This is a genomic window from Xanthomonas graminis pv. graminis (assembly GCF_030168915.1).
Lineage (GTDB): Bacteria > Pseudomonadota > Gammaproteobacteria > Xanthomonadales > Xanthomonadaceae > Xanthomonas_A > Xanthomonas_A translucens.
The window spans coordinates 2,048,162-2,074,918 of sequence record NZ_CP076255.1; the positions used below are offsets into that span (position 1 = coordinate 2,048,162).

Here is a 26,757-nt window from a genome sequence, read left to right on the forward strand (position 1 = left end):
CGACTGCGCGTTCAACGCGCGTGGCGCCGGTAGTGGGCCTGCAGCGCATAGCCGGTTCCGACCAGGCCGGTCAGCAGCGCCGGCGCCAGCCGCGCATCGAAGCCGACCTGGCGGTAGGCCCAGGCGCCGAGCACGCCGCCGAGCAGGAAGCCGCCGATGATCAGCAGGCTGAGGCGGATGCGCCGCCGCGGCAACGGCAGGCCGCGCAGCGCCTGGCCCAGGCCGATGCCCAGGTCGGTGAACATGCCGGTCAGGTGGGTGGTGCGCACCACTGCGCCGCTGTAGGTGGTGGTCATCGCGTTCTGCAGCCCGCAGGCGCTCGCCGCGAACAGCGCGCCGAGCAGTTGTTGCTGCTTGAACGCCTGCATCGCCGCCAGCAGGAGCAATGCTTCCAAGGCAAGCGCCACGCCGTAGCGGCGGCCCAGGCGCAGGCGGCTGTCCTGCACCACGATGCCGCTGAGCACGGCGCCGCCGAGGAAGGCCAGGACCACGCCGAGCAACTGGCCGATCACGCGCAGGTCGCCGTCGGCCAGCGCCGCGCCGAGCAGAGTGGTGGTGCCGGTCAGGTGGGTCACCGCCTGGTGCTCGAAGCCCAGGTAGCCGACCACGTTGACCATGCCGGCGACGCAGGCCAGCGCGCCGGCGAACACCCAGGCCCAGCGCGGCAGTTCGACGTTCATGCGCCGCGCCGCCGCCGCCGCCGCCGCCGCCGCCGCGCGGCGCGCGACGGGCTGGGCGAGGCCGGCCGGCGCATGGGGTGCGGCCTACTTCGCGCCGTTGACGGCGATCTCGGAGAAGGTGCCGCTGTCAGGATCGAACACCGCGCCCCAGAAGCCGCTGCCGCCACCGCACACGCGCACAGCATCGACGCTGGGATCCACGTCCCTGTCGTCATGCGGCTTGAACGCGTTGACGTAGATCGCGTGTTTGCCGCGGTAGAGGATGCCGACGTACTGGCGGTCGGCACTGGCCGGAGCGGCAATGGTCGGCTGCAGTTGCGGCAGGCGTGCTTCCAGCTGTGCGATCTGCTCGATCGTCGGAACCCAGTAGCCGCTCAGCACGCCGCCCTGGCGTGCCGGGCTGTCGCGCGAGCAGGGGTCGAGCACCTCGGCGGCGGCGCTGTTGCGGGTGACGATCCACGATTGCCCGACCTTGATCGCGGTCGGCACCCTGGCCGGCCCGCGCGCGGTGCTGCATGCGCCGAGCAGGGCCAGGACCAGGGCTGCGCCGCCAAGGCGGCGTGCGTTGGCGGCGTTCATAGCACCTCCGAAGCGTAGTCGGCCAGGCGCGAGCGTTCGCCGCGGCGCAGGGTGACGTGCGCGCTGTGCGGCCAGGCCTTGAACCGGTCCACCGCATAGGTCAGGCCCGAGGTGGTCTCGGTCAGGTACGGCGTGTCGATCTGCTCGACGTTGCCCAAGCACACGATCTTGGTGCCGGGGCCGGCGCGGGTGATCAGCGTCTTCATCTGTTTGGGGGTCAGGTTCTGTGCTTCGTCCAGGATCAGGTAGCGCGACAGGAAGGTGCGCCCGCGCATGAAGTTCATTGAGCGGATCTTGATCCGGCTGGCGAGCAGGTCGTTGGTCGCCGCACGGCCCCAGGCGCCGCCTTCCTGGTTGTGGGTCAGCACTTCCAGGTTGTCGGTCAGCGCGCCCATCCACGGCGTCATCTTCTCTTCCTCGGTGCCGGGCAGGAAACCGATGTCCTCGCCGACGCTGACCGTGGCGCGGGTCATGATGATCTCGCGGTAGCGCTGCTGGTCCATGGTCTGCGCCAGTCCCGCCGCCAGCGCCAGCAGGGTCTTGCCGGTGCCGGCGGTGCCGAGCAGGGTGACGAAGTCGATCTCCGGGTCCATCAGCGCGTTGAGCGCGAAGTTCTGCTCGCGGTTGCGTGCGGCGATGCCCCACACCGCGTGCTGACCGCTGCGGAAATCGTCGACCAGGGCCAGCGTCGCCTTGCGCTCGCCGCTGACCTTGACCACGCGCAGTTCCACTTCGTCGTCGCCGGGCAGGTACAAGTACTGGTTCGGATACCAGTCCTCGTCGTTGGCCAGCGCGATCTCGTAGCAGGTGCGGCCCTTGTCGCTCCAGCTGCGCAGGTCCTGGTTGTGCTTCTGCCAGAAATCCTCCGGCAGCTCGATCGCGCCGGTGTACAGCAGGCTGAAATCGTCGAGCGCGCGGTCGTTCTCGTAATCCTCGGCGATCAGGCCGCTGATCGCCGCCTTGATCCGCAGGTTGATGTCCTTGGACACCAGGATCACCGGCGTTTCCGGGCCTTCCTCGCGCAGTGCCAGCACCGCGGCCAGGATCTTGTTGTCCGGCGCCACGGTGCCGAAGCTGCGCCCAGGCTCGACCGGGCGGATCTGGAAGTACAGCCGGCCGATGCTGCCGCTGCTCTTGAGCTGGATGCCCTGCGGATGGCTGAGCGGGATGCCCGACTCGATCTGTTCGGCGCCGGCGCCCTCGATCAGCTCGTTGAGGAAACGGCTGACCTGGCGCGCGTTGCGGCTGACTTCGGACATGCCCTTCTTGGCGTTGTCCAGCTCCTCGATCACCTGCATCGGCAGGAACACGTCGTGTTCCTCGAACTTGAACAGCGCGGTCGGGTCGTGCATCAGCACGTTGGTATCCAGCACGTAGATGCGCTTGCCTCGGGTCATCGTGGATTCCTGGGAGTGGGACAGGGAAAGACCATCACCGCCTGCGCAGGGCAGGGTGATGCGACGTGCGGGAAGCGCGAATGATCACTGCTGGGCGGCGGCCTGCAGCGCGTCGTACACGGCCTGGGCGTGGCCGGGAACCTTGACCTTGCGCCAGCTGCGCAGCAGCAGGCCCGAAGGCGAGATCAGGAAGGTGCTGCGCTCGATGCCGAGCACCTGGCGGCCGTACATGTTCTTTTCCTTGATCACGTCGAACGCGCGGCACAGGGCCTCGTCGGCGTCGCTGACCAGCGGGAAGCGGAAACCCTGCTTGGCGCAGAAATTGTCGTGCGATTTCAGCGAATCGCGCGAGACGCCGAGCACGGCGGCATTGGCCTGCTCGAACTGCGGTAGCAGCGCATTGAAGTCGATGCCCTCGGTGGTGCAGCCGGGGGTGCTGTCCTTCGGATAGAAATACAGCACCAGCCAGCGGCCGGCGTAATCGCCGAGCGTGGCGCTGGCGCCGCCGGACAAGGCCAGCGGCAATGCCAGCGTGGTGCGATCCAGGGTGTCGCCGTCTTTCATGGGGTGTCCTCCGCGTGCATCGCCATCATCTGCGTTCGACTGCGTCGATGTCCAGCGCGGATCAGAACTTCATCGGGTCCATGATCGCGTCCAGGTTCAGGTGGTCGCAGAACTCGAGGAAATCGTCGCGCAGCGCGGCGATGTGCATGTTCGCCGGCACCCCGATGGTCACCTGCGCCGAGAACATCTCCGCGCCGGTCTGCATCGCGCGGTAGCGGGTGCTCTGCAGGTTCTCGATGGTGATGCCCTGGCGGTCGAAGAAATCCGCCAGCTGGAACAGGATGCCCGGCTTGTCGGCGGCGATGACCTCGACGATGTAGGGCAGCAGGTTGGATTGCGCCTGCTTGGCGCCGGTGCGGTACCACACCAGCTTCATGCCTTCCTCGCGGTCGAGCCGGGTCAGCATGGCCTCGAGCTTGGCCACCGCGTCCCACGAGCCGGTCGCCAGTGCGGTCACCGACACGTCGCGACCGACCGTGGCCAGGCGCGCATCGACGAGATTGCAGCCGCTGTCGGCGATGCGGCGCGTCACCGGCAACAGCGGCGACTCCGGATGCGTCGTATAGGCGTTGATCAGGAGGTGGTTTTCGGTCGGCGCGGGCCGGGGTGTGGTGTCTGTCAAAGGGGCTTCCGGCATTGCGTAGGATTGCGTAAGGCTGAACGGCGTCCGGGCGGTCGCTCGGCGCATTATGCAGCATACTTGCCCGTGCTTTCGGGCCGCAAGTAACATGCGGGACGAATCCCGTCCGTGCAGGCCGCACGCGGCCCTCTCATCCAGCGAGCATCAGGCATCTTGTCCCTCTCCGGCATCATCACCGCCCTGGCCACGCCCTTCCAGGGCAATGGCGACCTCGACCTCGACGCCTGGCAGCGGCTGCTCGAACGCCAGCTGGACGCCGGCGTGCAGGGCGTGGTGGTGGCGGGATCGACCGGCGAGGCGGCCACGCTGCTGGACGAGGAGTACGACCTGATCCTGCGCGAAGCGGCGCAGCTCATCGGCGCACGCGTGCCGCTGCTGGCCGGCACCGGCCTGTCCGGCACCGCCAGGACGGTCGCGCTGACCCGCCGTGCCGCCGCCAACGGCGCGCAGTACGCGCTGGTGGTGACGCCGCCATACGTGCGCCCGACCCAGGCCGGCCTGCTCGCGCACTACCTGCAGGTGGCCGAGCACGGCGGCCTGCCGGTGGTGCTGTACAACGTGCCCGGGCGCACCGGCTGCGACCTGCTGCCGGACACGGTGGCGCACCTGGCGCAGCATCCGAACATCGTCGGCATCAAGGACGCCAGCAGCGATCCGCAGCGCATCGCCGCGTTGCTGGCCTTGCGCAGCGACGGCTTCGCCGTGCTCAGCGGCGACGACGGCAGCGCATTGCAGGCCATGCTCGGCGGCTACGACGGGCTGATCTCGGTGGCCTCCAACGCCTTGCCGGCCTCCTACCGGCGCCTGTGCGACCTGGCGCGTGCGCGCCAGGCCGAGCCGGCGCAGGCCTGGGATGCGCGGCTGCAGCCGTTCCACGCCTTCTGCGGCATCGAATCCAACCCGATCCCGGTCAAGGCGCTGCTGCAGCGCGCCGGCATCGGCCAGGGCCTGCGGCTGCCGCTGCTGCCGCTGTCCGCGGCGCACCACGCCACGGCCGACCGTCTCGCCACCGACGCAGCCGCGTTGGAAGAACTATCCAGCCGCGAAACGCTCGCGGCCTGACCTCAGGAGATTTATCGATGCGTGCTTCCGTTCCCTACGTCCGCGTGCTGTCGGCCGCCGTGCTGGCGACCACCCTGGTCGCGGCCACCAGCGGGTGCAGCTGGTTCCACAAGGGCAAGCCGCGCGGCGACTATGCGCTGGCCCCCGAAATGCGTCCGCTGGAAGTGCCGCCGGACCTGACCGCCCCGGACACCTCGGCGGCGATGAAGGTGCCGGCACTGGCCTCGGCCACGCAGCGCCCCGGCGCCAGCAGCGCGCCGGGCCAGGCCCCGGCGGCGTCGAACAGCGGCTTCGTGGTGCCGGGCGCGCGCGATCAGGTGTTCGGCCAGGTCGGCGACGCGCTGGGCGGCATCGCCGGCGTCACCATCGCCAGCCGCGCGCAGGTGTTGGGTTCCTACGACGTGGCTTACGAAGGCAGCAACTTCCTGGTGCGCGTGGTCGCGGTGGAGGCCGGGGTGTACGTGTCGGCGGTCGATCCGCGCGGCATGCCGGCCAGCGGCGATGCCCCGGTCAAGCTGATCGCGGCGCTGAAGGCCAAGCTCGGCCATTGAGCCGGTGGTGCCTGCCTGCGTTCGCGCCGGCCGTTGCGACAAACAGACACGGGCGCCGCAGGGCGCCCGTGTCGTTTTGGGGAAGGTGCTGGCGCCGGATGCTGCGGTTCCAGAAATCCCTTGTAGGAGCGGCTTCAGCCGCGACAGGCGTTACCGATCGTGCCTGTCGCGGCTGAAGCCGCTCCTACAACAACCGCTCTGCCTCGACGGCGCTGCGCGCCGCTTACTTCAGCAGCAGCGGCAGCTTGTTCGGCTTGCCGTCCCACTCGGCGGCGTCGGGCAGCGGTTCCTGGCGCGTGGTCAGCACCGGCCAGGCCTTGGCCAGCTCGGCATTGAGCGCGACGAAGCCTTCCTGGCCGGCGGGCACGTCGTCCTCGGGGTAGATCGCGTTGGCCGGGCACTCCGGCTCGCACAGGGTGCAGTCGATGCACTCGTCCGGATCGATCACCATGAAATTGGGACCCACGTGGAAACAATCCACGGGACACACTTCCACGCAGTCGGTGTATTTGCACTTGATGCAGTTTTCGGTGACGACAAAAGGCATGGTTCGATCCGGCGGTTAAGCGCGCAATTCTAAAGCAGTCGGCGCCGCCGCGTGGGGAATGCGCGCGGCCGGCCGCGCCGGATCAGTGGCCGATGCCGCCGCGGCGTTGCGCCAGGCGGTACAGGCCATGCGCGGCGAGGTCTTCGGGATGGCTGCGGACCTGGCTGCCCAAGGCGCGCAGCGCATGCGCGTAGCGGTCGAGCAGGCCGCTGCCGCCGATCAGGTGCACGCTCGGCGCCAGCGGCAGGCGTGCGCGCAGTTCGTGGCCGATCAGCAGGCCGGACAGGTAGGACGGCGCGGCGGCCGCGCTCAGCCGCTCGAACAGGCCCAGGCTGCGCACCCCGAACAGGTGGTGCAGCAGGCCGCCGGGCGCGCCGCTGCGCTGCAGGCCGGCGTCGAAGCCGGCGCCGTCGAAGTGCGCGTCGTCGGCGTCCATCAGCCGTGCCAGCAGGCTGTGCCGGCGCAGCAGCGCGTACAGCTCGCCGGTCATCATCGTCGCCAGGGCGGCGATGCGGCCGTGTTCCAGATCGACCCATTTGCTGTGGGTGCCGGGCAGGCACACGCTGTGGCGGCCGGCGCCCTGCGGCTCCTGCGCCAGGATCTCGAGCAGCCCGATCAACTGGGTTTCCTCGCCGCGCATCACGTCCGGCACCGCCTCGGCGGCGCTGGCCACGCCGGGTACGAACCACAGCATGCGTCCGGGCAGCGCCGGGTCCTGCAGCGGCTGCATCGCCGCGGCCAGCGCGTCGGCGTCGGCCGGGCAGGGCGCGTAAGGCAGTTCGATCCAGCCGTTGCGGCTGCCGATCATGCCGCACAGCACCACGTCGCCGGGCCAGCCGTCGATCAGCGCGGCCAGGGTCGCGGCGAAGCGGCCCTGGCAGGCGCCGATGCCCTGGTCGCTGCGGCGCTGCTCGAGGACGCGGCCGTCGGCTGCGAGCCGGTAGCCGCGCAGGCTGCTGGTGCCCCAATCGATGGCGATCATGCGCTGGCGATGCGTCCTTCGGGCAGGCCGGCGATGCCGACCGCGGCGGCGAACAGGCCGCCGGCCTGCGGGGTGCGCGCCAGTTCGGCGTCGGCATGGTCCATGCGCGAGGTGCTCAGGTACAGGGTGCGGCCGTCGGTGCCGCCCAGGGCCGGGCAGGTAGGGTGCTTGACCGGCAGCGCGACGCTGCGCTCGACGCTGCCGTCGGGCCGGTAGCGGACCACGCGCCAGGCGCGCCATTGCGCGTTCCACAGGTGGCCTTCGGCGTCGATGATGGCGCCGTCGGGTTCGGCGCCGGGGTGGTCCACGTCCGCGAACACGCGGCTGTTGCCGGTCTGCGCGTTGGCGGCGTCGTAGTCGCAGCACAGGATCTGCGGGCGTACCGAATCGCAGTAGTACAGGGTGCGGCCGTCGGCGCTGAAGCAGATCGCGTTGGGGATCGCCACGCCGGGCAGCGGCAGGCGGCGCAGGCCTTGGCGTGCGGACCATTGGTAGAAGCTGCCGACCGGGGCCTGGTCGGCGCGTTCGCTCATGGTGCCGAACACGAAGTTGCCGTGGCGGTCGGCGCGGCCGTCGTTGGCGCGGGTGTCGTCGCGCTCCGGCTCCAGGTCGGCCAGCTTGTGCAGCGGCAGGTCGGTGGCGTTGGCGGCGCTGGCGTCCGGATCGGCCGCATACACGCCCTTGGCCAAGGCCAGCAGCAGGCGGCCGTCGTCGAACAAGCCCAGGCAGCCGGGGCGGTCGGGCAGGGTCCAGTGGCGGCTGGCGCCGCTGGCCGGGTCGTGGCGCCACAGCTGGCGTCCATCGATGTCGACCCAGAACAGCACTTGCCGGCGTTCGCACCAGACCACGCCTTCGCCGTGGGTGCAGCGGCTGTCCACGGCCAGCGTGGCGGTGTGCGCGGGGGCGGGGGCGGCGCTCATGGGCTCACTCACCATTCGGCGATGCTGCCGTCGGCGTGGCGCCAGACCGGGTTGTGCCAGTCGGGCGGGTTTTGGTTGGCATGGCGCAGGCGCTCCTCGTCGATTTCCACGCCCAGGCCGGGCTTGGGCAGGGCGGCGATGCTGCCGCTGTCGTCGCAGGCGAAGTCTTCCTTGTTGATCACGTAGTGGAGCAGGTCGGCGCCTTCGTTGTAGTGGATGCCGATGCTCTGTTCCTGCAGCACCGCGTTGTGCGAGACGAAATCGACCTGCAGGCAGGCGGCCAGCGCGACCGGGCCGAGCGGGCAGTGCGGGGCCAGGCCGACATCGTAGGCGTCGGCCATGCTGGCGATCTTCAGGCATTCGGTGATGCCGCCGGCATGCGACAGGTCCGGCTGCAGCAGCGACAGGCCGCCGGCCTGCAGCACCGGCTTGAAGTCGAAGCGCGAGTACATGCGCTCGCCGGCCGCCAGCGGGATCGGCGTGGAGGCGGCCAGGCGCGGATAGTATTCGGCCAGTTCCGGCAGCACCGGTTCCTCGACGAACAGCGGCTTGAACGGCTCCAGTTCGCGCAGCAGCACGCGCGCCATCGGCGCGGCGACGCGGCCGTGGAAATCGATGCCGAAGTCGATGCTGGTGCCGAACGCCTCGCGGATCTGCGCGACCTTGGCCACCGCCGCATCCACCGCGCGCGGCCCGTCGATCAGCTTCATTTCCTCGGTGCCGTTGAACTTGAAGGTGTCGAAGCCCAGCTCGCGGTAGCTCTGGATCTGCGCGATGGTGGCCGAGGGGCGGTCGCCGCCGACCCAGCGGTAGGTCTTCATGCGCTCGCGCACCAGCCCGCCGAGCAGTTCGTACACCGGCACGCCCAGCGCCTTGCCCTTGATGTCCCACAGCGCCTGGTCGATGCCGGCGATGGCGCTCATCAGGATCGGCCCGCCGCGGTAGAAGCCGCTGCGGTACAGCAGCTGCCAGAGGTCGTTGATCCGCGCCGGATCCTTGCCGATCAGGTAGCCGCTCAGCTCGTGCACCGCGGCGTCGACGCTGCGCGCGCGGCCTTCGATGACCGGTTCGCCCCAGCCGGTGATGCCCTCGTCGGTTTCGATCTTCAGGAACAGCCAGCGCGGCGCGGCGTGGTAGGTGGTAAGGCGAACGATCTTCATGCGTGGTCCAAATAGGCTTGGCGGAAGGCGGCGGCCTGCGCCCGGGTTTGCGCCAGCGCCTGCCCGGGCCGGTACAGTTCGCCGCCGATGCCGGCGCCGATCGCGCCGGCGGCCAGGTAGTCGTGCAGGGTGTCGGTGCTGACCCCGCCGACCACGAACAGCGGCACCGTCGGCGGCAGCACCGCGCGCAGGGCGCGCAGGTGGCCGGGGCCGTAGGTGGCGGCGGGGAACAGCTTGAGCATCTGCGCGCCGGCGTCGAGCGCGTCGAAGGCCTCGGTGGCGGTGGCGAAGCCGGCCACCACCTGCAGGCCGCGCGCGACCGCGTGGCGGATCACCGGCGGGCGCGTGTTCGGGGTGACGATGAAGCGCGCGCCGAGGTCGGCGAGGGTGTCGACGTCGGCGATCTTCAGCACCGTGCCGCCGCCGATCCAGCAGCGCTGGCCGAACGCCTGCGCGGCCGCGCCGATGCTGTCGGCCCAGCGCGGCGAGTTGAGCGGGATCTCGATCGCGTCGTAGCCGGCCTCTGCCAGCGCGCCGACATGATCCAGCGCGTCGGCGGGGGTGAGGCCGCGCAGGATCGCGATCAGGGGAAACTGGAACGGGGAGACGGCGGACATCGGCTTACCTGGCAACGGGCATGGAGCGAAAGGCGTCCACCGCGACGTCGCCAGCGTGCGGCCGCAATGGCACGTCGCTGCGCGGCCGTCCCGTTGGCGACGAGCGGGCGGGCGCCATCGACCGGTGCGCTGGCGGAGCGTCCTGCTGATCTACGCTGGCGCGCCGCGCCGGCGCCTTCACGAGGCGGATGTGACGGTGGGATGGCGTCGCGGCCGGAGTCGCGACTGGACAATAGCCTGCGCGCGCGAAGATATGCTCGGCAAATGAAATTTTAGACATATGCTATTCCGGTTGTGAATATGCATCTTCATTTCCTGGACACCTTCCGCTGATGACCGCTCCCGCCAATCCCTGGTTCAACGCCGCACGCCTGAAGACCCGCCATCTGCTGCTGCTGCTGCAGCTGCACGAGCACCGTTCGGTGCTGCGCGCGGCCGAGGCGGCGAGCATGACCCAGCCGGCCGCCTCCAAGCTGCTGGCGGAAATGGAGGATCTGCTCGGGGTCAAGCTGTTCGAGCGGCATGCGCGCGGGGTGGAGCCGACCTGGTACGGGCAGGTGCTGATCCGCCGCGCGCGCGCGGCGATGTCGGAGATCGGCCGTGCGCAGGAGGAGATCGCGGCGCTGCGCGAGGGGCGCATGGGCCAGGTCTCGATCGGCACCGTGGTCAATCCCGGCACCAACCTGGTGCCGCAGGCGATCGCCGAGGTCAAGCGCGAGTTCCCCGGGATCCTGGTGCGGGTAGAGATGGACTACAGCCGGCCGCTGGTGGCCAAGCTGCTGGACGGCCAGCTCGACATTGTGATCGGGCGCATCCTCGGCCCGCATGGCGGCGATGAGTTGGAGTTCGAGCCGCTGGCCGACGAGCCGCATTCGGCGGTGGCGCGTGCCGGGCATCCGCTGTCGGCGCGCGCCGACCTGCGCCACGGCGACCTGGTGCGCTACGGCTGGGTGCTGCCGCCGACCGACAGCGTGCTGCGCGCGCGGCTGGATGCGATGTTCCTGGAGCACGGCGTGCCGCCCCCGCAGAACGTCATCGAGACCGCGTCGCTGCCGGTGATGACCAGCCTGCTGCGCGGCAGCGACCTGCTTGCGGCGCTGCCGGCCGACGCGGTGGCGCCGTACGTGCAGGCCAAGCTGTTGGCGGTGCTGCCGATCGCGCTGGGGGTGCGGATGGAGTCGTTCGGCATCATCCGCCGCCGCGACTACATGCTGCCGCCAGGTGCCGAACGCATCCTGCTGGCGCTGCGCAACGCGGCCAAGCGTCTGTATCCGGAGCGCGCGCCGGGTTGAGCGGGATAGCGCGGGGACGGCCGCGTGTCCCTGCTGCACGCCAGGGGCTATCGGGCGCACGGCGTGCCGTGCGTCGGCAGCTGTGGGCATGCAGCGCCCAGCGTTGTTGGTTGCGTGCGACCCGAGGTCCGTTGCCTGGGGCATTCCTGTTCGCCGTCAAGATAGTCGGAAAAAATATAGCTCGGCGTGATTTCTTTATTTGCTTAACGTGAAATTCACTTCTAGGCTCCGCTGATCGTGACCGATTGTCGCGGCGCGTCGTTGCGACGTTCCGCCACGCCAGCGATACGGCAGCGGGCCATGGCTTGTCGCCGTCACAACCAGCAAGGCGGCGCGTACGCGCGACCGTCACCCGTGTGTGCATGTGTCCTGGGAGGGAAGCATCATGTCATCGCGTCACTACTGTGGTCCGGCCTCGCCGACCGCAACGCTTCGCAGCACCTGTAGTTTACCTCGCTCGGCCATGGCGCTGAGCATCGGCCTGTTGCTGAGCGCCCAGGCGATGGCGCAGGACGCCGACCACAGCGCCAGCAACAAGAGCGCCGATCCGGTGACCCAACTCGACGCGATCGAGGTCAAGGGCGTGCGCGCCAGCCTGATCAAGTCGCAGGCGATCAAGCACGATGCCGAGCAGATCGTCGATTCGGTCAGCGCCGAGGACATCGGCGCGCTGCCCGACCGCAGCGTCACCGAGACCCTGCAGCGGGTCAGCGGCGTGACCATCGACCATTTCATGGCACGCAACGATCCCGACCATTTCTCTGCCGAAGGCAGCGGGGTGATGATCCGCGGCATGACCCAGGTGCGCGGCGAGCTCAACGGCCGCGACAGCTTCAGCGCCGCCAGCGGCCGCGGACTCAGCTTCGAGGACGTGCCGGCCGAACTGATGGCCGGCGTGGACGTCTACAAGAACCCCTCGGCCGAGATCATCGAAGGCGGCCTCGGCGGCACGGTCAACCTGCGCACGCGCATGCCGTTCGACCAGCCGGGCCGGGTGATGGGCTTCACCGCCGACGAGAACTACGGCGACTTCAGCAAGACCTACAAGCCGTCCGGCTCGTTCCTGTTCAGCGATCGCTGGAACACCGGCGTCGGCGAGATGGGGCTGATGCTGGACGTGGCCTATTCGGCGCTGGCCACCCGCAGCGACGGCATCCAGGTGGAGCCGTTCGTGCGCCGTACCGATCCGGCGCTGCTGGCCGGCACCGCTTTCGACAAGGTCTACGTGCCCGGCGGCGTCAACTGGCGGCAGCTGGACTTCGAACGCAAGCGCAAGGGCGTGGCCGGGGCGTTCCAGTGGCGGCCCAGCGACGACACCGACATCTACGTGCAGTACATGCGTTCCACCTACGACATGAACTGGCAGGAGCGCGCGGCGTTCTTCAACGACGAAACCAACTTGGTCGGTCCCGCCCCCGGCACCAGCTTCACCTACGACGCCGACGGCCGTTTCGTCAGCGGTTCGCCGGTGTCCAGTTCCCCGCGCGGCAACATCACCGGCAACGATGGCGTGCGCTTCTACACCGACAACCGTTACGCGCAGCAGAGCACCACCACTTCCGACCTGTCCGGCGGCTTCAGCCACAAGCTCACCAGCAACCTGACCGTGCGCGGCGACATGCAACTGGTGCGCTCGGAAAGCGACGCGCTGGACTTCACCCTGTTCAGTTCGATCTACCTGCCGGGCCTGACCTTCGACCTGAGCGGCAAGTACCCGTCGGTGTCGATCGCCGACAGCAGCTACACGTCCAACCCCTCCAATTATTTCTGGAGCGCGGCGATGGACCACCTGGCGAAGAACCGCGGCCGCGAACTGGCCACACGCTTCGACCTGGAATACACCTACGACGACACTGCGTGGCTGCGCACCTTCCGCGCCGGCATCCGCGCCACCGACCGCACCCAGACCAACAAGAACTCCGGCTATAACTGGGGCGTGATCAGCGACAACTGGGCGATGCTTCCCGGTACCGCGAACGGGACCGGCCTGGCCGACCTGGCCAGCTACATGACCGCATCCTCGCAGCTGTCCTCGTTTTCCAACCTGTTCCGCGGCAAGATCAGCGTGCCCAATAGCCTGTACTTCCCGAGCAATGCCGCAGTCAAGGATTATGCCGGCACCTCGAAGATGATCGAGCAGATCGTGGCGCTGCGTGGCTCGGGCTGGGCGCCGGACCAGTACCAGTTGCAGGACACCAACCGCCAGTTCGAGCGCACCCAGGCCGCCTACGCGGTGCTGTACTTCGGCAACGACGATGCGCTGGGCGTGCCGGTGGACGGCAACGTCGGCGTGCGCATCGTGCAGACCAAGACTGAAGCCGCCGGCTACGGCCAGTTCCCCGATCTGTCGGGGAGTGCGGGATCCGCGGCGCTCAGGGAGCAGTACACCGGCCAGTTCTTCCCCAACAACGCGCAGGGCAGCTACACCAATGTGTTGCCGAGCTTCAACATGCGCTTCAAGTTCTCCGATGCGCTGCAGTGGCGCATCGCCGCGTCCAAGGCGATGGCGCGTCCGGACTATATCCAGTTGCAGCCCTATCTGTTGCTGGAGGCGACCACCGAGGACGACGGCAGCGTGTCCAAGTGGACCGGCACCGCGGGCAATCCGAACCTCAAGCCGATGAAGGCCAACCAGTACGACACCGCGCTGGAATGGTATTTCGACACCAGCGACATGATGTATCTGACCCTGTTCTACAAAGACGTGAAGGATTACTTCTCCAACCAGACCCTCACCGAGGTCTACGACGGGCGGCCGTGGCTGGTGACCCGCCCCTATAACATGGCCAAGGGCCGCATCCGCGGTTTCGAATACGGCTACACGCAGTTCTTCGACTCGTGGCCGGGCTGGCTGAGCGGCTTCGGCGTCAATGCCAACTTCACCTTCGTGGACAGCAGCGGCGGCGTGAATTCGGCGACCGATCCGTTTACCCAGACCACCGTCACCGGGGTGAGCCTGCCGCTGGAAGGCCTGTCGCGGCGCAGCTACAACCTCGCCGGCATCTACGAAAAGGGGCCGTTGTCGGTACGCCTGGCCTACAACTGGCGTTCGCGCTACCTGCTGACCGCCAGCGACGTGTCGACCAAGCTGCCGACCTGGTCGGACGACTACGGCCAGCTCGACGCCTCGGCGTTCTATCGCTTCACCCCGCACCTGCAGCTCGGGGTCCAGGCCAACAACCTGACCAATACCGTGACCAAGGTGTTGATGGGGCCGACCTCGTATACCGGCGGCGAGGTCGATAACCACCTGTATACGCGCAGCTGGTTCGTCAACGACCGCCGCTACTCGCTGGTGCTGCGTATGAATTGGTAAGTGCGTGCGATCATGCGCTCGCTGCGTGCCGGCTCGCGTTTGCGCGCAGACGCGGCAGGTCTGTCCGGAATGCCGGACCTGACCGCATCGTGGCGCTTGCTGGCTGGTGCAACAGCCGCTTTGCAGGCATGGCTCCTCGTGCGATGTCACGGTCGTCCCCTGTGCGTATCGGGATGATCGTGCCTCCTCCACAGCAACGGCGCATGCAGGGAGCGGATGCGGCACTGGTAACGACGGGCGGGCATTCGCGCCGCTCGTCTTGATCACGATGGCATCGGTGAGGTGTGGCCGTCCGCTGTGCGGGCCTCTGTAGCCGCATCGACAGTGAGTGATCGTGCTGGTCTCATCCCTGGAGCGCCAACAGCGTGGTGCATGCACTGCCTGACTCGCGATTTCCTGAAACAGATGCGCAGTCCCCACGCATGCTGTCGAGACCTCATCCTGTTTGTCGCGTCGACACCGCCACGTGGCGGGCACCGATCCATCGGTTTGCCGGTGGGAGCGGGAGCGCCGATTCGGTTACGCTGCCAACTGTGCCGCCTATCACGTGGGGCGGGGTGGCGCTGGATGCATTCGTAAGCAATGACACCCTTTCGCCGGCGGTGAGCATCGCTCGCCGCTGCTGCGTACCCTTGAGCAAAGACGATATCCCGATCCAGTGGGTGGGATACGTTATTCGGATAATGATCGAAACGTTCGATGGCGCATGCCGCGCTGAGCAATGTCGTCTAATGGTTCAGCGATTAGGCGCGTTCTCGTGGGTACATGTCATTTAAGTGCACTGAAGCGTATGCCAGATCGGGAGCGGCAGGCGTCATCGCCGATCTTTCGCCTGGCCACGCGCCTCTTGTGCGCGGCAGCCATTTTCACTCGTTTTGCTTTCCGGTATTCATCAAGATGCATCCATTTTCAAAAGCAACACTGGCAGAAAGCCGTCTGTGCCCCTGTGGCCTTGCTCCGTTACGTGGTTCTGTCATGACTGTGAGCATCGGTCTGTTGCTCGCTGCGCCGGTACATGCACAGCAGGCGCCATCGTCGCAGACAGCGCCCTCGAGCAATGCCAGCATTCCGGTGGATCTGGACATGGTGGAGGTGCGCGGCGTGCGTGCCAGCCTGATCAAGTCGCAGTCGATCAAGCACGATGCCGAGCAAGTGGTCGATTCGGTCAGCGCCGAGGACATCGGCGCGCTGCCCGACCGCAGCGTCACCGAGACCCTGCAGCGGGTCAGCGGCGTGACCATCGACCATTTCATGGATCGCAACGACCCCGACCATTTCTCTGCCGAAGGCAGCGGCGTGATGATCCGCGGCATGACCCAGGTGCGCGGCGAGCTCAACGGCCGCGATAGCTTCAGCGCCGCCAGCGGCCGCGGGCTCAGCTTCGAGGACGTGCCGGCCGAACTGATGGCCGGCGTGGACGTGTACAAGAACCCTTCGGCCGAGATCATCGAGGGCGGCCTCGGCGGCACGGTCAACCTGCGTACGCGCATGCCGTTCGATCAGCCAGCCCGCACCATCGCGTTCAACGCAGACGCCAATGAGGGCGATCTCGGCAAGACCCCCAGACCGTCCGGTTCGTTCCTGTTCAGTGATCGCTGGGCTACCGGCCTCGGCGAAATGGGCCTGATGCTGGATGCGTCGTGCTCGTCGATGGTCACGCGCAGCGATGGCGTCCAGGTGGAGCCGTTCGTGCGTCGTACCGATCCGGCGTTGCTGGCAGGGACGCAGTTTTCCGAAGTGTATGTGCCGGGCGGGCTCGATTGGCGGCAAATGCTGTCTGAGCGCAAGCGCAAGGGCCTGGCGGGAGCGTTCCAGTGGCGGCCCAGCGAAGACACGGAACTCTACCTGCAGTACATTCGGTTTGCCTATGACATGAACTGGGGGGATCACGCTGCAGTCTTCAACGATCAGAGCAATGCGATCAGCCCCGTGCCTGGAACCGTGTTTTCCTACAATGATGAAGGCCGCTTTTTGAGGGGGCAGCCCGGGTCGAGCTTGTGGCGCGGGCAGAGTGCCGACAATGACAGGGTGCGCTTCAATACCCAGAGTCGCTACTCCCAAAAAACCACCACGACCGCTGATCTGGCCGGTGGCTTCACCCATCGCCTGACCGACAGGTTGAGTATGCGCGGCGATATGCAGTTGGTGCAGTCGCACAACGACACGTTGGATTTTTCCCTGTTCAACACGATCTACCTGCCGGGCCTGGCGGTCGATCTGAGCGGCAGGTACCCGGCGGCCACGATCGCCGATACCAGCTACATCGCTGACCCGTCAAACTATTTCTGGAGAGCGGCGATGGATCATCTTGAGCAAAACCAGGGTCGTGAACTTGCCACGCGCTTCGATCTTGAATACACATACGACGACAATTGGTTGCGCAGTTTCCGCGCCGGCATTCGCGCCACCGATCACACCCAGACCAACAAGAACACACGCTACAACTGGGGCGTGATTTCCGACAGGTCGGCTCCCGTCCCCGGTGCCGTCAACGGGCTGGCCGATCTGGCCGATTACATGACCGAGTCCTCATCGTGGTACACCTTGTCGAACCTGTTCCGGGGCAAGGCGAATGTACCCGGACAGTTGTATTTCCCCAGCGACGCTGCGGTGAAGGATTATGCCGGTACCACGAAGCTGATCGAGCAGATCGTCGCACTGCGTGGCACCGGCTGGTCGCCGGTTAACTACCGCTTGAAGGATGTCAACCACCAGCTCGAGCGCACTCAGGCTGCGTATGCGGCGCTGTACTTCGGCAACGAGGATCAGCTGGGGCTGCCCGTGGACGGCAACATCGGCGTGCGCGTGGTGCAGACCAAGACCGACGCCAATGGTTACGGCCAGTTTCCCGATCTCTCTGGGAGCGCGGGATCGGAAGCGCTGCGGAAGCAGTACACCGGCCAGTACTTCGCCAACAGCGCGCAAGGCAGCTACACCAACGTGCTCCCGAGTTTCAATATGCGCTTCAAGTTCTCCGATGCGCTGCAGTGGCGTATCGCTGCCTCCAAGGCGATGGCGCGACCGGGCTACGACCAACTGCAGGCGTATCTGCTGCTCGCTGCGACGGTCCAGGACGGCATGGTGACGCGATGGACCGGCACCGCGGGCAATCCGAACTTGAAGCCTATGCAGGCCAACCAGTACGACACCGCGCTGGAATGGTACTTCGACAATAGCGACATGATGTATGCGACCGTGTTCTATAAAGACGTGAAGGATTACTTCTCCAACCAGACCGTCAGCTAGGTCTACGACGGGCGGCCGTGGCTGGTGACCCGCCCGTATAACATGGACAAGGGGCGCATCCGCGGCTTCGAGTACGGCTACACCCAGTTCTTCGATTCGCTGCCTGGCTGGTTGAGCGGCTTAGGTGTCAACGCCAACTTCACCTTCGTCGACAGCAGTGGCGGGATCCATCGCGCGACGGATCCCAACGCCCGCACCACCGTCGGCGGCGTGCGTCTGCCCTTGGATGGGTTGTCACGGCGTAGCTACAACCTGGCCGGGATCTACGAGAAGGGGCCGCTATCGGTTCGCCTGGCCTACAACTGGCGATCGCGCTACCTGTTGACCGCCAGCGACGTGATCACCAACCTGCCCGCTTGGGCGGACGATTTCGGGCAATTGGACGGATCGTTTTTCTACCGTTTCACGCCGCACGTACAACTGGGCCTGCAGGCCAACAACATCACCAACTCGATGACTAAGGTATTGATGGGGCCGACCTCCTATAGCGATGGCGAGGTCGACCGCCACCTGTACACCCGCAGTTGGTTCGTCAACGACCGCCGCTACTCCCTGGTGTTGCGCGCCAATTGATAACGATCCGCAGCGCTCGTTACCGGCCCGCATGCGGCGATTGCATGGACGCGTTTCCGTCAGCGTCGACTGCGCGCTCAATGCGCGCGCGCCATCCCAGGCGCATCGCCGCTTACGCCGCACGCTGCGCGCCGTCCGTATTTGTCTGCTTGCTGCCGGTCTTGCTGTGCGTGGTGCCGAGCGGGGCGGGCGAGCGACTGACCTGCCAGTGGTGCCGCGTCGCCATCGGTGGCGGCCTGGTCAGCGAGCTGTCGCTCCCTTCGGCGCAGAGGCTGCGGTGCGCGTGCAATGATGTCGTTGGCTCTTGGCGCCGGGATGCGGTTCACTTCTACTATGGCGGCCAGCGGCAGTTCGAGCGCAACTGGAACGGCGATCAGACCGACTACGGCGTCAATTTTTCCGATCTGCCGCAAGTGCTGAAGATCAAGCTGGCCACCTACTGACACCTCGGCGCCGCCAGCGGGCGGCGCCGTCACCCGCGACAGAGAGAGTGAACATGCACAACGCGAACCGTCCCGTCCGCCTGGCGCTGCAGCCGCTGCCGCGCCTGCTGGCCTTGTCGCTGGCGCTGCTCGCCGCCGGCGCCCACGCGCAGGAAGTGAAGCAGGACGCCGATGGTGTCACCGTGCATCCCAGCGCCAAGGGCGCGGCACCGGTGCGGCTGCAGGTGGTGGACAGCGGCATCATCCGCGTCAGCGCCGATCCGCACGGCGATTTCAAGCGCAGCCCGAGCCTGATGCGGGTGCCGGTGCAGGGCGACAGCGCGTACCAGTTCGACGAGCAGGGCGACACAGTGCGGATCATGACCGCCAAGCTCACCGCGCAGGTGTCCACGCTCGATGGCCATGTCAGTTTTGCCGATGCCGCCGGCAAGCCGCTGCTGGCGGAAGTGGCCGGCGGGCGTAGCTTCGCGCCGCTGAAGGTGGAGGGCAACTCCTACCTGAGCATGCGCCAGCGCTTCGCCTCGCCCGACGACGAGGCCTTCTACGGTTTCGGCCAGCACCAGCAGGGCCGGATGAACCAGAAGGGCCATAACGTCGAGCTGCTGCAGAGCAATATCGACATGGCGGTGCCGTACCTGGTATCCAGCCGCAACTACGGCATCCTGTGGGACAACAATTCGATCACCCGCATGGGCGATCCGCGCGGCCTGCAGCCGTTGCCCGCCTCGCTGAAGCTGTACGACGCCAAGGGCAAGGCGGGCGCGCTGACCGCGCGTTACTCGGTCAACGGCAAGCAGGTACTGGAGCGCCGCGAGCAGGAAATCAATTACCAGTACCTCAAGGACCTGGCCAAGTTCCCGGCCAAGGCCAGGCCCAGCGACAAGCGCCGCATGCAGGTCAGCTGGGAAGGCGAGATCGAGGCCAGCAGCGACGGCGAGCACAGCTTCTCGCTGTACTCCAGCGAGTACGCCAAGCTGTGGGTCGACGGCAAACTGGTGGTCGACCGCTGGCGCCAGAACTGGAATCCGTGGCACAACGAGTTCACCCTGGCGCTGCAGCCGGGCCAGCGGCACAAGCTCAAGGTCGAGTGGGATCTGATCGATCCGAGCTACATCGCGCTGCTGCACCGCGACCCGCTGCCGGCGGCCGAGGCCAAGGACCTGTCGTTGTGGTCCGAGGCCGGGCAGATGATCGACTATTACGTCGTCGCCGGCGCCGATGCCGACCAGGTCATCGCCGGCTACCGCGAACTGACCGGCAAGGCGGTGCTGCTGCCGAAGTGGGCTTATGGTTTCTGGCAGAGCCGCGAACGCTACAAGAGCCAGGACGAACTGGTCGCCGCGCTGGCCGAGTACCGCAAGCGCAAGCTGCCGATCGACAACATCGTGCTCGACTGGTCGTACTGGCCGCAGGACGCATGGGGTTCGCACGACTTCGACAAGGCGCATTTCCCCGATCCGGACGGCATGGTCGCGTCGGTGCACGCCATGCACGCGCAGATCATGATCTCGATCTGGCCCAAGTTCTATCCGACCACCGCCAACTACAAGGAACTCGACGCCGCCGGGCACATGTACAAGCGCAACGTTGAAGTCGGCGAGCTGGACTGGATCGGCAAGGGCTACAGGAATTCTTTCTACGACCCGTACTCGGCCGACGCGCAGGCGATCTACTGGCGCCAGATCAACGACAAGCTCAACAGCAAGGGCTTCGATGCGTGGTGGATGGATGCCGACGAGCCGGACGTGCACTCCAACCTGGACATCGGCGAGCGCAAGGCGCGGACCACGCCGACCGCGCTGGGTCCGTCCACCGAGTTCTTCAATGCCTATCCGCTGCCGCACACCCATGGCGTCTACGAAGGCGATCGCGCCGCCGACGGCAAGCGCGTGTTTATCCTCTCGCGCAAGGGCTATGCCGGCACTCAGCGCAATGCGGTGGCGGTGTGGAGCGGCGACATCGTCTCGCGTTGGGACGACATGCGCGATCAGATTTCCGCCGGCGTCAACGTCTCCATGTCCGGCCTGCCGAACTGGACTTTCGACATCGGCGGCTTCGCGGTGGAGAAGCGCTACGAAGACCAGGATCCGGCGCACCAGAGCGAATGGCGCGAACTCAACACGCGCTGGTTCCAGTTCGGTGCGTTCGTGCCGCTGTTCCGCTCGCACGGCCAGTTCCCGTTCCGCGAGATCTGGAACATCGCCCCGGAAGGCTCGCCGTATTATGCGAGCATGGCCTACTACAGCCGCCTGCGGTATGCGTTGCTGCCGTACATCTACACCCTCGCCGGCGACACCTACCATCGCGACGGCAGCATGATGCGCGGCCTGCCGATGGACTTCCCGCACGATCCCAAGGTCGCCGCCATCAACGACGAGTACCTGTTCGGACCGGCGTTCCTGGTCGCCCCGGTCACCACCTTCGGCGCCGCCTCGCGCCAGGTCTACCTGCCGGCCGGGACCTCGTGGATCGACTTCAACAGCGGCAAGCGCTATGACGGCGGCCAGCGCATCGACGCCGCCGCGCCGCTGCAGCGCATGCCGCTGTTCGTGCGCGCCGGTGCCATCGTGCCCACCACCACCGTGCAGCAATACGTGGACGAGGTGCCGAACGCGCCGCTGACCGTGGTCGTCTACACCGGCGCCGACGGCCAGTTCTCGCTGTACGAGGACGACGGCAAGGGCTATGGCTACGAGAAGGGCGAATTCAGCCGCATTCCGCTGCGCTGGGATCAGGCCAGGGGCGTGCTGAGCATCGGCGCGCGCGAGGGCCGCTGGCCGGGCATGCTGGCCAAACGCACCATCAACGTGCGCTTCGTCGACGGCGTGCGCGAGGAGACCGGCGCGCTGGAGCCCAAGGCCGACGCCCGCGTGCAGTACAGCGGCAAGCCGCTGCGCGTGGCGCGCACGGCGGCGAAGGGCGCCACGCGCAGCGGCAAGCGCAGCGGATGCAGCCGCTGCCGCTGCCGCCGAGCGCACCCGGTCGGCAGCGGCATCGGATCCGGCTGCCGATCCGGCCGCGCTGACCCTGTGGTACCCGCGCCCTGCCACGCAGTGGGTGGAGGCGCTGCCGCTCGGCAATGGCCGGCTCGGCGCGATGGTGTGGGGCGGCATCGCCCACGAACGCCTGCAGTTGAACGAAGACACGCTGTACGCGGGCCAGCCCTACGATGCGACCTCGCCGGAGGCATTGGCCGCGCTGCCGCAGGTGCGCGCGCTGATCTTCGCCGGCCGCTACGTCGAGGCCGAAGCATTGGCCGACGCGAAGCTGCTGTCGCGCCCGCGCAAGCAGATGCCGTACCAGCCGTTGGCCGACCTGCTGCTCGACTACGACCGCGCCGACGGCATCGACGGCTATCGGCGCGAACTGGATCTGGACACGGCGCTGGCCAGCACCCGTTTCGTCTCCGACGGCGCCACCCATCTGCGCGAGGTGTTCGTCTCGGCGACCGAGCAGTGCATCGTGGTGCGCCTGTCCTGCGATCACCCCGGACGCATCGCGCTGCGCATCGGCATCGACAGTCCGCAGGCGGGGGAGGTCACGCACGAGCAGGGCGCGCTGCTATTCGCCGGACGCAATGCCGGTTTCGCCGGCATCGAGGGCGGGCTGCGCTTCGCCTTGCGCGTGCTGCCGCGCGCCAGCGGCGGGAGCACCCGCATCGAGCGCGGACGCATCCGCATCGACGGCGCCGACGAGGTCGTGCTGCTGCTGACCGCGGCCACCAGCTACCAGCGCTACGACGACGTCGGCGGCGATCCGCTGGCGTTAAGCGCCGCGCAGCTGCGCACTGCGGCGGCGCTGTCCTATGCGCAGTTGCTGCAGCGCCATCTGGCCGAACACCGGCGCCTGTTCCGCCGGGTCGCGATCGACCTGGGCAGCAGCGCCGCCGCGCAGCTGCCCACCGACGAACGCGTGCGCCGTTTCGCCGACGGCAACGATCCGGCGCTGGCCGCGCTCTACCACCAGTACGGCCGCTACCTGTTGATCAGCAGCTCGCGCCCGGGCAGCCAGCCGGCCAATCTGCAGGGCGTCTGGAACGAGCTGATGCAGCCGCCGTGGCAGAGCAAGTACACGGTCAACATCAATACCGAAATGAACTACTGGCCCAGCGAGGCCAACGCCTTGCACGAATGCGTGGAACCGCTGGAGGCGATGCTGTTCGATCTCGCAGAGACCGGCGCGCATACCGCACAGGCGATGTATGCCGCGCCGGGCTGGGTGGTGCACAACAACACCGACCTGTGGCGCCAGGCCGGGCCGGTCGACGGCGTGAAGTGGAGCCTGTGGCCGATGGGCGGCGTGTGGCTGCTGCAACAGCTGTGGGACCGCTGGGACTATGGCCGCGATCGCGCCTACCTGCGGCGCATCTATCCGCTGTTCAAGGGCGCAGCCGAGTTCTTCGTCGCCACCCTGGTGCGCGATCCGCAGAGCGGGGCGATGGTGACCAATCCGTCGCTGTCGCCGGAGAACCGGCATCCGTTCGGCGCCGCACTGTGCGCCGGCCCGGCGATGGACGCGCAATTGTTGCGCGATCTTTTTGCGCAGTGCATCAAAATGGGCGCGTTGCTGGGCGTGGACGCGGCCTTCGGCGAGCGCCTGGCGACGCTGCGCACGCAGCTGCCGCCGGACCGCATCGGCCGCGCCGGGCAGTTGCAGGAGTGGCAGCAGGATTGGGACATGCAGGCCCCGGAACTCCACCATCGCCACGTCTCGCATCTGTATGCGCTGCATCCATCCAGCCAGATCAACCTGCGCGATACCCCGGCGTTGGCCGCCGCGGCGCGGCGCTCGCTGCAGCTCCGCGGTGATAGCGCTACCGGTTGGGGTCTCGGCTGGCGCCTGAATCTGTGGGCGCGGTTGCACGACGGCGAGCACGCGCACCGTATCCTGGCGCTGCTGCTGTCGCCGGAGCGCACCTACCCGAATCTGTTCGACGCGCATCCGCCGTTCCAGATCGACGGCAACTTCGGCGGCACTGCGGGCATCACCGAGATGCTGCTGCAGAGTTGGGGCGACAGCATCTGGCTGTTGCCTGCCCTGCCGCAGGCCTGGCCGCAGGGGCAGGTGCGCGGTCTGCGCGTGCGCGGCGCGGCCGGCGTCGATCTGGCCTGGCGCGACGGCCGCCTGCAGTACGCGCGACTTAGCAGCGAGCGCGGCGGGCACTACACTTTGGCTTATGGCGGGCAGACCCTGACCGCTGACCTTTCTCCTGGAGCGACGATGGAACTGGGTTTGCACGACGATCGGCTGGTGTGGCAGTGAGTCTTTACATCGGCCTGGACGTGGGCACGCAGAGCGTCAAGCTGCTGGCCTACGACGCGGATAGCCGGCGCGTGGTCGCCACGCACGGCCATGCGCTGGAACTGATCAGCCGCGACGACGGCACCCGCGAGCAGCAGGCGCAGTGGTGGATCGACGGCATCGTCGCCTGCTTCGCCGCGCTGAGCGCCGAGCAGCGCGCGCAGGTGCGGGCGATTTCGGTTTCCGGGCAGCAGCACGGCTTCGTGCCGGTGGATGCGCAAGGGCAGGTCACCGCACCGGTCAAGCTGTGGTGCGACACCAGCACCCAACTGGAGTGCGAGGAGATCATGCAGGCCGCCGGCGGCGAACAGCGCTGCGTGGAACTGGCCGGCAACCCGATCCTGGCCGGCTACACCGCCTCCAAGCTGCCGTGGACGCGCAAGCACCGCAGCAACGCCTATGCGGCGATGACCTCGGTGCTGCTGCCGCACGACTACGTCAATTTCTGGCTCACCGGCGAGCGCTACACCGAGTTCGGCGACGCCTCCGGCAGCGGCTGGCTGGACGTGCGCACACGGCAGTGGTCGGCGCCGCTGCTGCAGGCGATCGATTCGCAGCGCGACCTGGCCGCGGCGCTGCCGCCGCTGGTACCGACCGAGACCACCTTCGCCCTGTCCGCCGCGGCGGCGCAGACGCTGGGGCTGCCGCGCGACGTGCGCGTGGCCACCGGCGGCGGCGACAACATGATGGCCGCGATCGGCACCGGCAACGTGGTGCCGGGGCGGCTGACGATGAGCCTGGGCACATCCGGCACGCTGTTCGCGTACGCCGATCGGCCGGTGGTGGATGCTGCCGCGCGCTGGGCCGCGTTCTGCTCGTCCAGCGGCGGCTGGCTACCGCTGATCTGCACGATGAACTGCACTGTGGCCACCGAGACCATCTCGCGCCTGTTCGGGATCAAGACCGGGCAGGGCGAGGCCTTGCTCGACGCGACCGCGCCCGGCGCCGGCGGCCTGGTGCTGCTGCCGTTCTTCAACGGCGAGCGCACTCCGAACCTGCCGGCCGCGCGCGGCTGCATGACTGGCATGGACCTGCACAACACCACCCCGGCGCATTTCTACCGCGCGGCGATGGAAGGCGCCAGCTACAGCCTGCGCAACGGCTTCGATGCCTTCGTCGATGCCGGTCTGGCGTTCGATTCGATCTACGTCACCGGCGGCGGCAGCAAGAGTGCCGGCTGGCGCCAGCTGATCGCCGACCTGTTCGGTTTGCCGGTGCACGTGCCGGCGCAGGCCGAGGGCGCCGCGTTCGGCGCCGCGCTGCAGGCGCTGTGGGCCGACGGCCACGCGCAGGGCGACCGCGCAAGCCTGGCCGAGGTGGTGCTGCAGCACCAGCAGGACGATACCGCGCTGTCCGCGCAGCCCGATCCGCACCGCGGCGCGCACTACCAGGCGCACTACCAGACCTTCTTGCAGCACTTGCACGCCATTGGCCCGCTCTACGCTGGCTGATCCACTTTTTCCCCCGCAAACGCACACCAGGATGTCGTCATGAGCCACTCCCCCTACATCGGCGCCAAGGAATACTTCCCCGGCATCGGCCGCATCGCGTTCGAAGGCAAGGCCTCGGACAACCCGCTGGCGTTCAAGGTCTACGACGCGCACAAGCGCATCGGCGACAAGACCATGGCCGAGCACCTGCGCTTCGCCGTCGCCTACTGGCACAGCTTCTGCGGCAATGGCGCCGATCCGTTCGGGCCGGGCACGCGCGCCTATCCGTGGGACGCCGGCAGCGATGCGCTGGGCCGTGCCGAGGCCAAGGCCGATGCGGCGTTCGAGTTCTTCACCAAGCTCGGCGTGCCGTACTACTGCTTCCACGATATCGATCTGGCGCCGGACGCGGACGATGTCGGCCAGTACGAGAAGAACCTCAAGCACATGGTCGGCATCGCCAAGCAGCGCCAGGCCGACACCGGCATCAAGCTGCTGTGGGGCACCGCCAACCTGTTCTCGCACCCGCGCTACATGAACGGTGCGGCGACCAACCCGGACTTCAACGTGGTCGCGCGCGCGGCGGTGCAGGTCAAGGCCGCGCTGGATGCCACCGTCGAGCTGGGCGGCGAGAACTACGTGTTCTGGGGCGGCCGCGAAGGCTATGCCAGCCTGCACAACACGCAGATGAAGCGCGAGCAGGACAACATGGCGCGGTTCCTGACCATCGCCCGCGACTACGGCCGCAGCATCGGCTTCACCGGTAATTTCCTGATCGAGCCCAAGCCGATGGAGCCGATGAAGCACCAGTACGACTTCGACAGCGCCACGGTGATCGGCTTCCTGCGCCAGCATGGGCTGGACAACGACTTCAAGCTCAACATCGAGGCCAACCACGCCACGCTGTCGGGCCACAGCTTCGAGCACGACCTGCAGGTCGCCTCCGATGCGGGCCTGCTCGGCAGCATCGACGCCAACCGCGGCAACCCGCAGAACGGCTGGGACACCGACCAGTTCCCGACCGACCTGTACGACACGGTCGGGGCGATGCTGGTGGTGCTGCGGCAGGGCGGGCTGGCGCCGGGCGGGCTGAACTTCGACGCCAAGGTGCGGCGCGAGTCGTCCGATCCGCAGGACCTGTTCCTGGCCCACATCGGCGGCATGGACGCGTTCGCGCGCGGGCTGGAAGTGGCCCATGCGCTGCTGACCGCCTCGCCGCTGGAGCAATGGCGCGCCGAGCGCTACAGCAGCTTCGACAGCGGCGCTGGCGCGGCGTTCGCGGCCGGCAACAGCACGCTGGCGGAGCTGGCGGCGCACGCGGCCAAGGCCGGCGCGCCGAAGCAGGTCAGCGGCCGCCAGGAAGCCTACGAGAACCTGATCAACCAGTATCTGATCCGCTGATGCGGGCGACGGCCGGCGCCACCCTTGCCGCCGGCCGTGCTGTCCATCCCCCGATG

The 26,757-nt window shown here is 67.6% G+C and carries 17 protein-coding genes and 3 pseudogenes; 10 read left to right on the top strand and 10 right to left on the bottom strand.

Annotated features, from left to right (window positions below; genetic code table 11):
- Positions 1-11 precede the first annotated feature (11 nt).
- The 5 genes from KHF85_RS08995 to KHF85_RS09015 all read right to left on the bottom strand — a co-directional run bounded on the left by KHF85_RS08995 (position 12) and on the right by KHF85_RS09015 (position 3,857).
- On the bottom strand, positions 12-680 hold the full coding sequence (locus tag KHF85_RS08995) for a YoaK family protein (RefSeq protein ID WP_284569300.1): 669 nt from the start codon (positions 678-680) through the stop codon (positions 12-14).
- 84 nt (positions 681-764) lie between these two features.
- Complete coding sequence (locus KHF85_RS09000; RefSeq protein WP_284569301.1) at positions 765-1,259, bottom strand: hypothetical protein; 495 nt, start codon at positions 1,257-1,259, stop codon at positions 765-767.
- Complete coding sequence (locus KHF85_RS09005) at positions 1,256-2,656, bottom strand: PhoH family protein (protein WP_064542220.1); 1,401 nt, start codon at positions 2,654-2,656, stop codon at positions 1,256-1,258. Before KHF85_RS09005 ends, KHF85_RS09000 begins: the two co-directional genes overlap by 4 nt.
- Positions 2,657-2,740: 84 nt before the next feature.
- The gene (locus KHF85_RS09010) at positions 2,741-3,220 is read right to left on the bottom strand and encodes a peroxiredoxin (protein ID WP_284569302.1); all 480 of its coding nucleotides are present in this window, start codon (positions 3,218-3,220) and stop codon (positions 2,741-2,743) included.
- Between the two features lie 61 nt (positions 3,221-3,281).
- The gene (locus tag KHF85_RS09015; RefSeq protein WP_003475101.1) at positions 3,282-3,857 is read right to left on the bottom strand and encodes a glycine cleavage system transcriptional repressor; all 576 of its coding nucleotides are present in this window, start codon (positions 3,855-3,857) and stop codon (positions 3,282-3,284) included.
- Positions 3,858-4,013: 156 nt separating this feature from the next.
- Here KHF85_RS09015 and dapA point away from each other — a divergent pair, with 156 nt between their 5' ends.
- Complete coding sequence (gene dapA / locus KHF85_RS09020) at positions 4,014-4,922, top strand: 4-hydroxy-tetrahydrodipicolinate synthase (protein ID WP_284569303.1); 909 nt, start codon at positions 4,014-4,016, stop codon at positions 4,920-4,922.
- A 17-nt stretch (positions 4,923-4,939) separates the two neighbouring features.
- Positions 4,940-5,473 (top strand): hypothetical protein, encoded by a 534-nt coding sequence (locus KHF85_RS09025; protein WP_284569304.1) that lies wholly within the window; start codon positions 4,940-4,942, stop codon positions 5,471-5,473.
- 223 nt (positions 5,474-5,696) lie between these two features.
- Here KHF85_RS09025 and fdxA read toward each other — a convergent pair whose 3' ends face one another.
- The 5 genes from fdxA to KHF85_RS09050 form a co-directional block, all read right to left on the bottom strand.
- Entirely contained in the window at positions 5,697-6,020 is a 324-nt protein-coding gene (gene fdxA / locus KHF85_RS09030; RefSeq protein WP_003475089.1) for a ferredoxin FdxA, read from the bottom strand.
- Positions 6,021-6,102: 82 nt separating this feature from the next.
- A complete protein-coding gene (locus tag KHF85_RS09035; protein WP_284569305.1) occupies positions 6,103-7,002 on the bottom strand; it encodes a 2-dehydro-3-deoxygalactonokinase in 900 nt (299 codons plus the stop codon).
- A complete protein-coding gene (locus KHF85_RS09040) occupies positions 6,999-7,922 on the bottom strand; it encodes an SMP-30/gluconolactonase/LRE family protein (protein WP_284569306.1) in 924 nt (307 codons plus the stop codon). The genes KHF85_RS09035 and KHF85_RS09040 overlap by 4 nt, the downstream gene beginning before the upstream one ends.
- Positions 7,923-7,930: 8 nt before the next feature.
- On the bottom strand, positions 7,931-9,082 hold the full coding sequence (gene dgoD, locus KHF85_RS09045; protein WP_284569307.1) for a galactonate dehydratase: 1,152 nt from the start codon (positions 9,080-9,082) through the stop codon (positions 7,931-7,933).
- The gene (locus KHF85_RS09050) at positions 9,079-9,699 is read right to left on the bottom strand and encodes a 2-dehydro-3-deoxy-6-phosphogalactonate aldolase (RefSeq protein ID WP_064539269.1); all 621 of its coding nucleotides are present in this window, start codon (positions 9,697-9,699) and stop codon (positions 9,079-9,081) included. The genes dgoD and KHF85_RS09050 overlap by 4 nt, the downstream gene beginning before the upstream one ends.
- A gap of 332 nt (positions 9,700-10,031) precedes the next feature.
- On the opposite strand from KHF85_RS09050, the gene KHF85_RS09055 reads away from it, so the two are divergent.
- From KHF85_RS09055 to xylA, 8 genes and pseudogenes are all read left to right on the top strand, one after another.
- Positions 10,032-10,991 carry a LysR substrate-binding domain-containing protein gene (locus tag KHF85_RS09055; RefSeq protein ID WP_284569308.1) on the top strand — a complete coding sequence of 320 codons (960 nt, stop codon included), beginning with the start codon at positions 10,032-10,034 and terminating at the stop codon, positions 10,989-10,991.
- A 463-nt stretch (positions 10,992-11,454) separates the two neighbouring features.
- Positions 11,455-14,307: a TonB-dependent receptor gene (locus tag KHF85_RS09060; protein ID WP_284569309.1), complete on the top strand. Its 2,853-nt coding sequence runs from the start codon at positions 11,455-11,457 to the stop codon at positions 14,305-14,307.
- Between the two features lie 897 nt (positions 14,308-15,204).
- Positions 15,205-18,126, top strand: a pseudogene (locus tag KHF85_RS09065) (TonB-dependent receptor).
- A 44-nt stretch (positions 18,127-18,170) separates the two neighbouring features.
- Complete coding sequence (locus tag KHF85_RS09070) at positions 18,171-18,569, top strand: hypothetical protein (RefSeq protein WP_284569618.1); 399 nt, start codon at positions 18,171-18,173, stop codon at positions 18,567-18,569.
- Between the two features lie 53 nt (positions 18,570-18,622).
- Positions 18,623-21,469: pseudogene (locus KHF85_RS09075) on the top strand (TIM-barrel domain-containing protein); the annotation flags it as partial.
- 106 nt (positions 21,470-21,575) lie between these two features.
- Positions 21,576-23,831, top strand: a pseudogene (locus KHF85_RS09080) (glycoside hydrolase family 95 protein); the annotation flags it as partial.
- The gene (gene xylB / locus KHF85_RS09085) at positions 23,828-25,321 is read left to right on the top strand and encodes a xylulokinase (protein ID WP_284569310.1); all 1,494 of its coding nucleotides are present in this window, start codon (positions 23,828-23,830) and stop codon (positions 25,319-25,321) included. The pseudogene KHF85_RS09080 and the gene xylB, both read left to right, overlap by 4 nt.
- A gap of 39 nt (positions 25,322-25,360) precedes the next feature.
- Complete coding sequence (gene xylA, locus KHF85_RS09090; RefSeq protein WP_284568004.1) at positions 25,361-26,701, top strand: xylose isomerase; 1,341 nt, start codon at positions 25,361-25,363, stop codon at positions 26,699-26,701.
- The last annotated feature ends 56 nt before the right edge of the window (positions 26,702-26,757 follow it).

Bases quoted from the DNA above. Each gene is read 5' to 3' on its own strand.
- xylA (WP_284568004.1), top strand. From the start codon at position 25,361: ATGAGCCACTCCCCCTACATCGGCGCCAAGGAATACTTCCCCGGCATC.
- KHF85_RS09055 (WP_284569308.1), top strand. From the start codon at position 10,032: ATGACCGCTCCCGCCAATCCCTGGTTCAACGCCGCACGCCTGAAGACC.
- KHF85_RS09025 (WP_284569304.1), top strand. From the start codon at position 4,940: ATGCGTGCTTCCGTTCCCTACGTCCGCGTGCTGTCGGCCGCCGTGCTG.
- KHF85_RS09070 (WP_284569618.1), top strand. From the start codon at position 18,171: ATGGACGCGTTTCCGTCAGCGTCGACTGCGCGCTCAATGCGCGCGCGC.
- dgoD (WP_284569307.1), bottom strand. From the start codon at position 9,082: ATGAAGATCGTTCGCCTTACCACCTACCACGCCGCGCCGCGCTGGCTG.
- KHF85_RS09005 (WP_064542220.1), bottom strand. From the start codon at position 2,656: ATGACCCGAGGCAAGCGCATCTACGTGCTGGATACCAACGTGCTGATG.
- KHF85_RS09015 (WP_003475101.1), bottom strand. From the start codon at position 3,857: ATGCCGGAAGCCCCTTTGACAGACACCACACCCCGGCCCGCGCCGACC.
- KHF85_RS09040 (WP_284569306.1), bottom strand. From the start codon at position 7,922: ATGAGCGCCGCCCCCGCCCCCGCGCACACCGCCACGCTGGCCGTGGAC.
- KHF85_RS09000 (WP_284569301.1), bottom strand. From the start codon at position 1,259: ATGAACGCCGCCAACGCACGCCGCCTTGGCGGCGCAGCCCTGGTCCTG.
- KHF85_RS09050 (WP_064539269.1), bottom strand. From the start codon at position 9,699: ATGTCCGCCGTCTCCCCGTTCCAGTTTCCCCTGATCGCGATCCTGCGC.
- KHF85_RS09010 (WP_284569302.1), bottom strand. From the start codon at position 3,220: ATGAAAGACGGCGACACCCTGGATCGCACCACGCTGGCATTGCCGCTG.
- KHF85_RS08995 (WP_284569300.1), bottom strand. From the start codon at position 680: ATGAACGTCGAACTGCCGCGCTGGGCCTGGGTGTTCGCCGGCGCGCTG.
- fdxA (WP_003475089.1), bottom strand. From the start codon at position 6,020: ATGCCTTTTGTCGTCACCGAAAACTGCATCAAGTGCAAATACACCGAC.
- KHF85_RS09035 (WP_284569305.1), bottom strand. From the start codon at position 7,002: ATGATCGCCATCGATTGGGGCACCAGCAGCCTGCGCGGCTACCGGCTC.
- KHF85_RS09060 (WP_284569309.1), top strand. From the start codon at position 11,455: ATGGCGCTGAGCATCGGCCTGTTGCTGAGCGCCCAGGCGATGGCGCAG.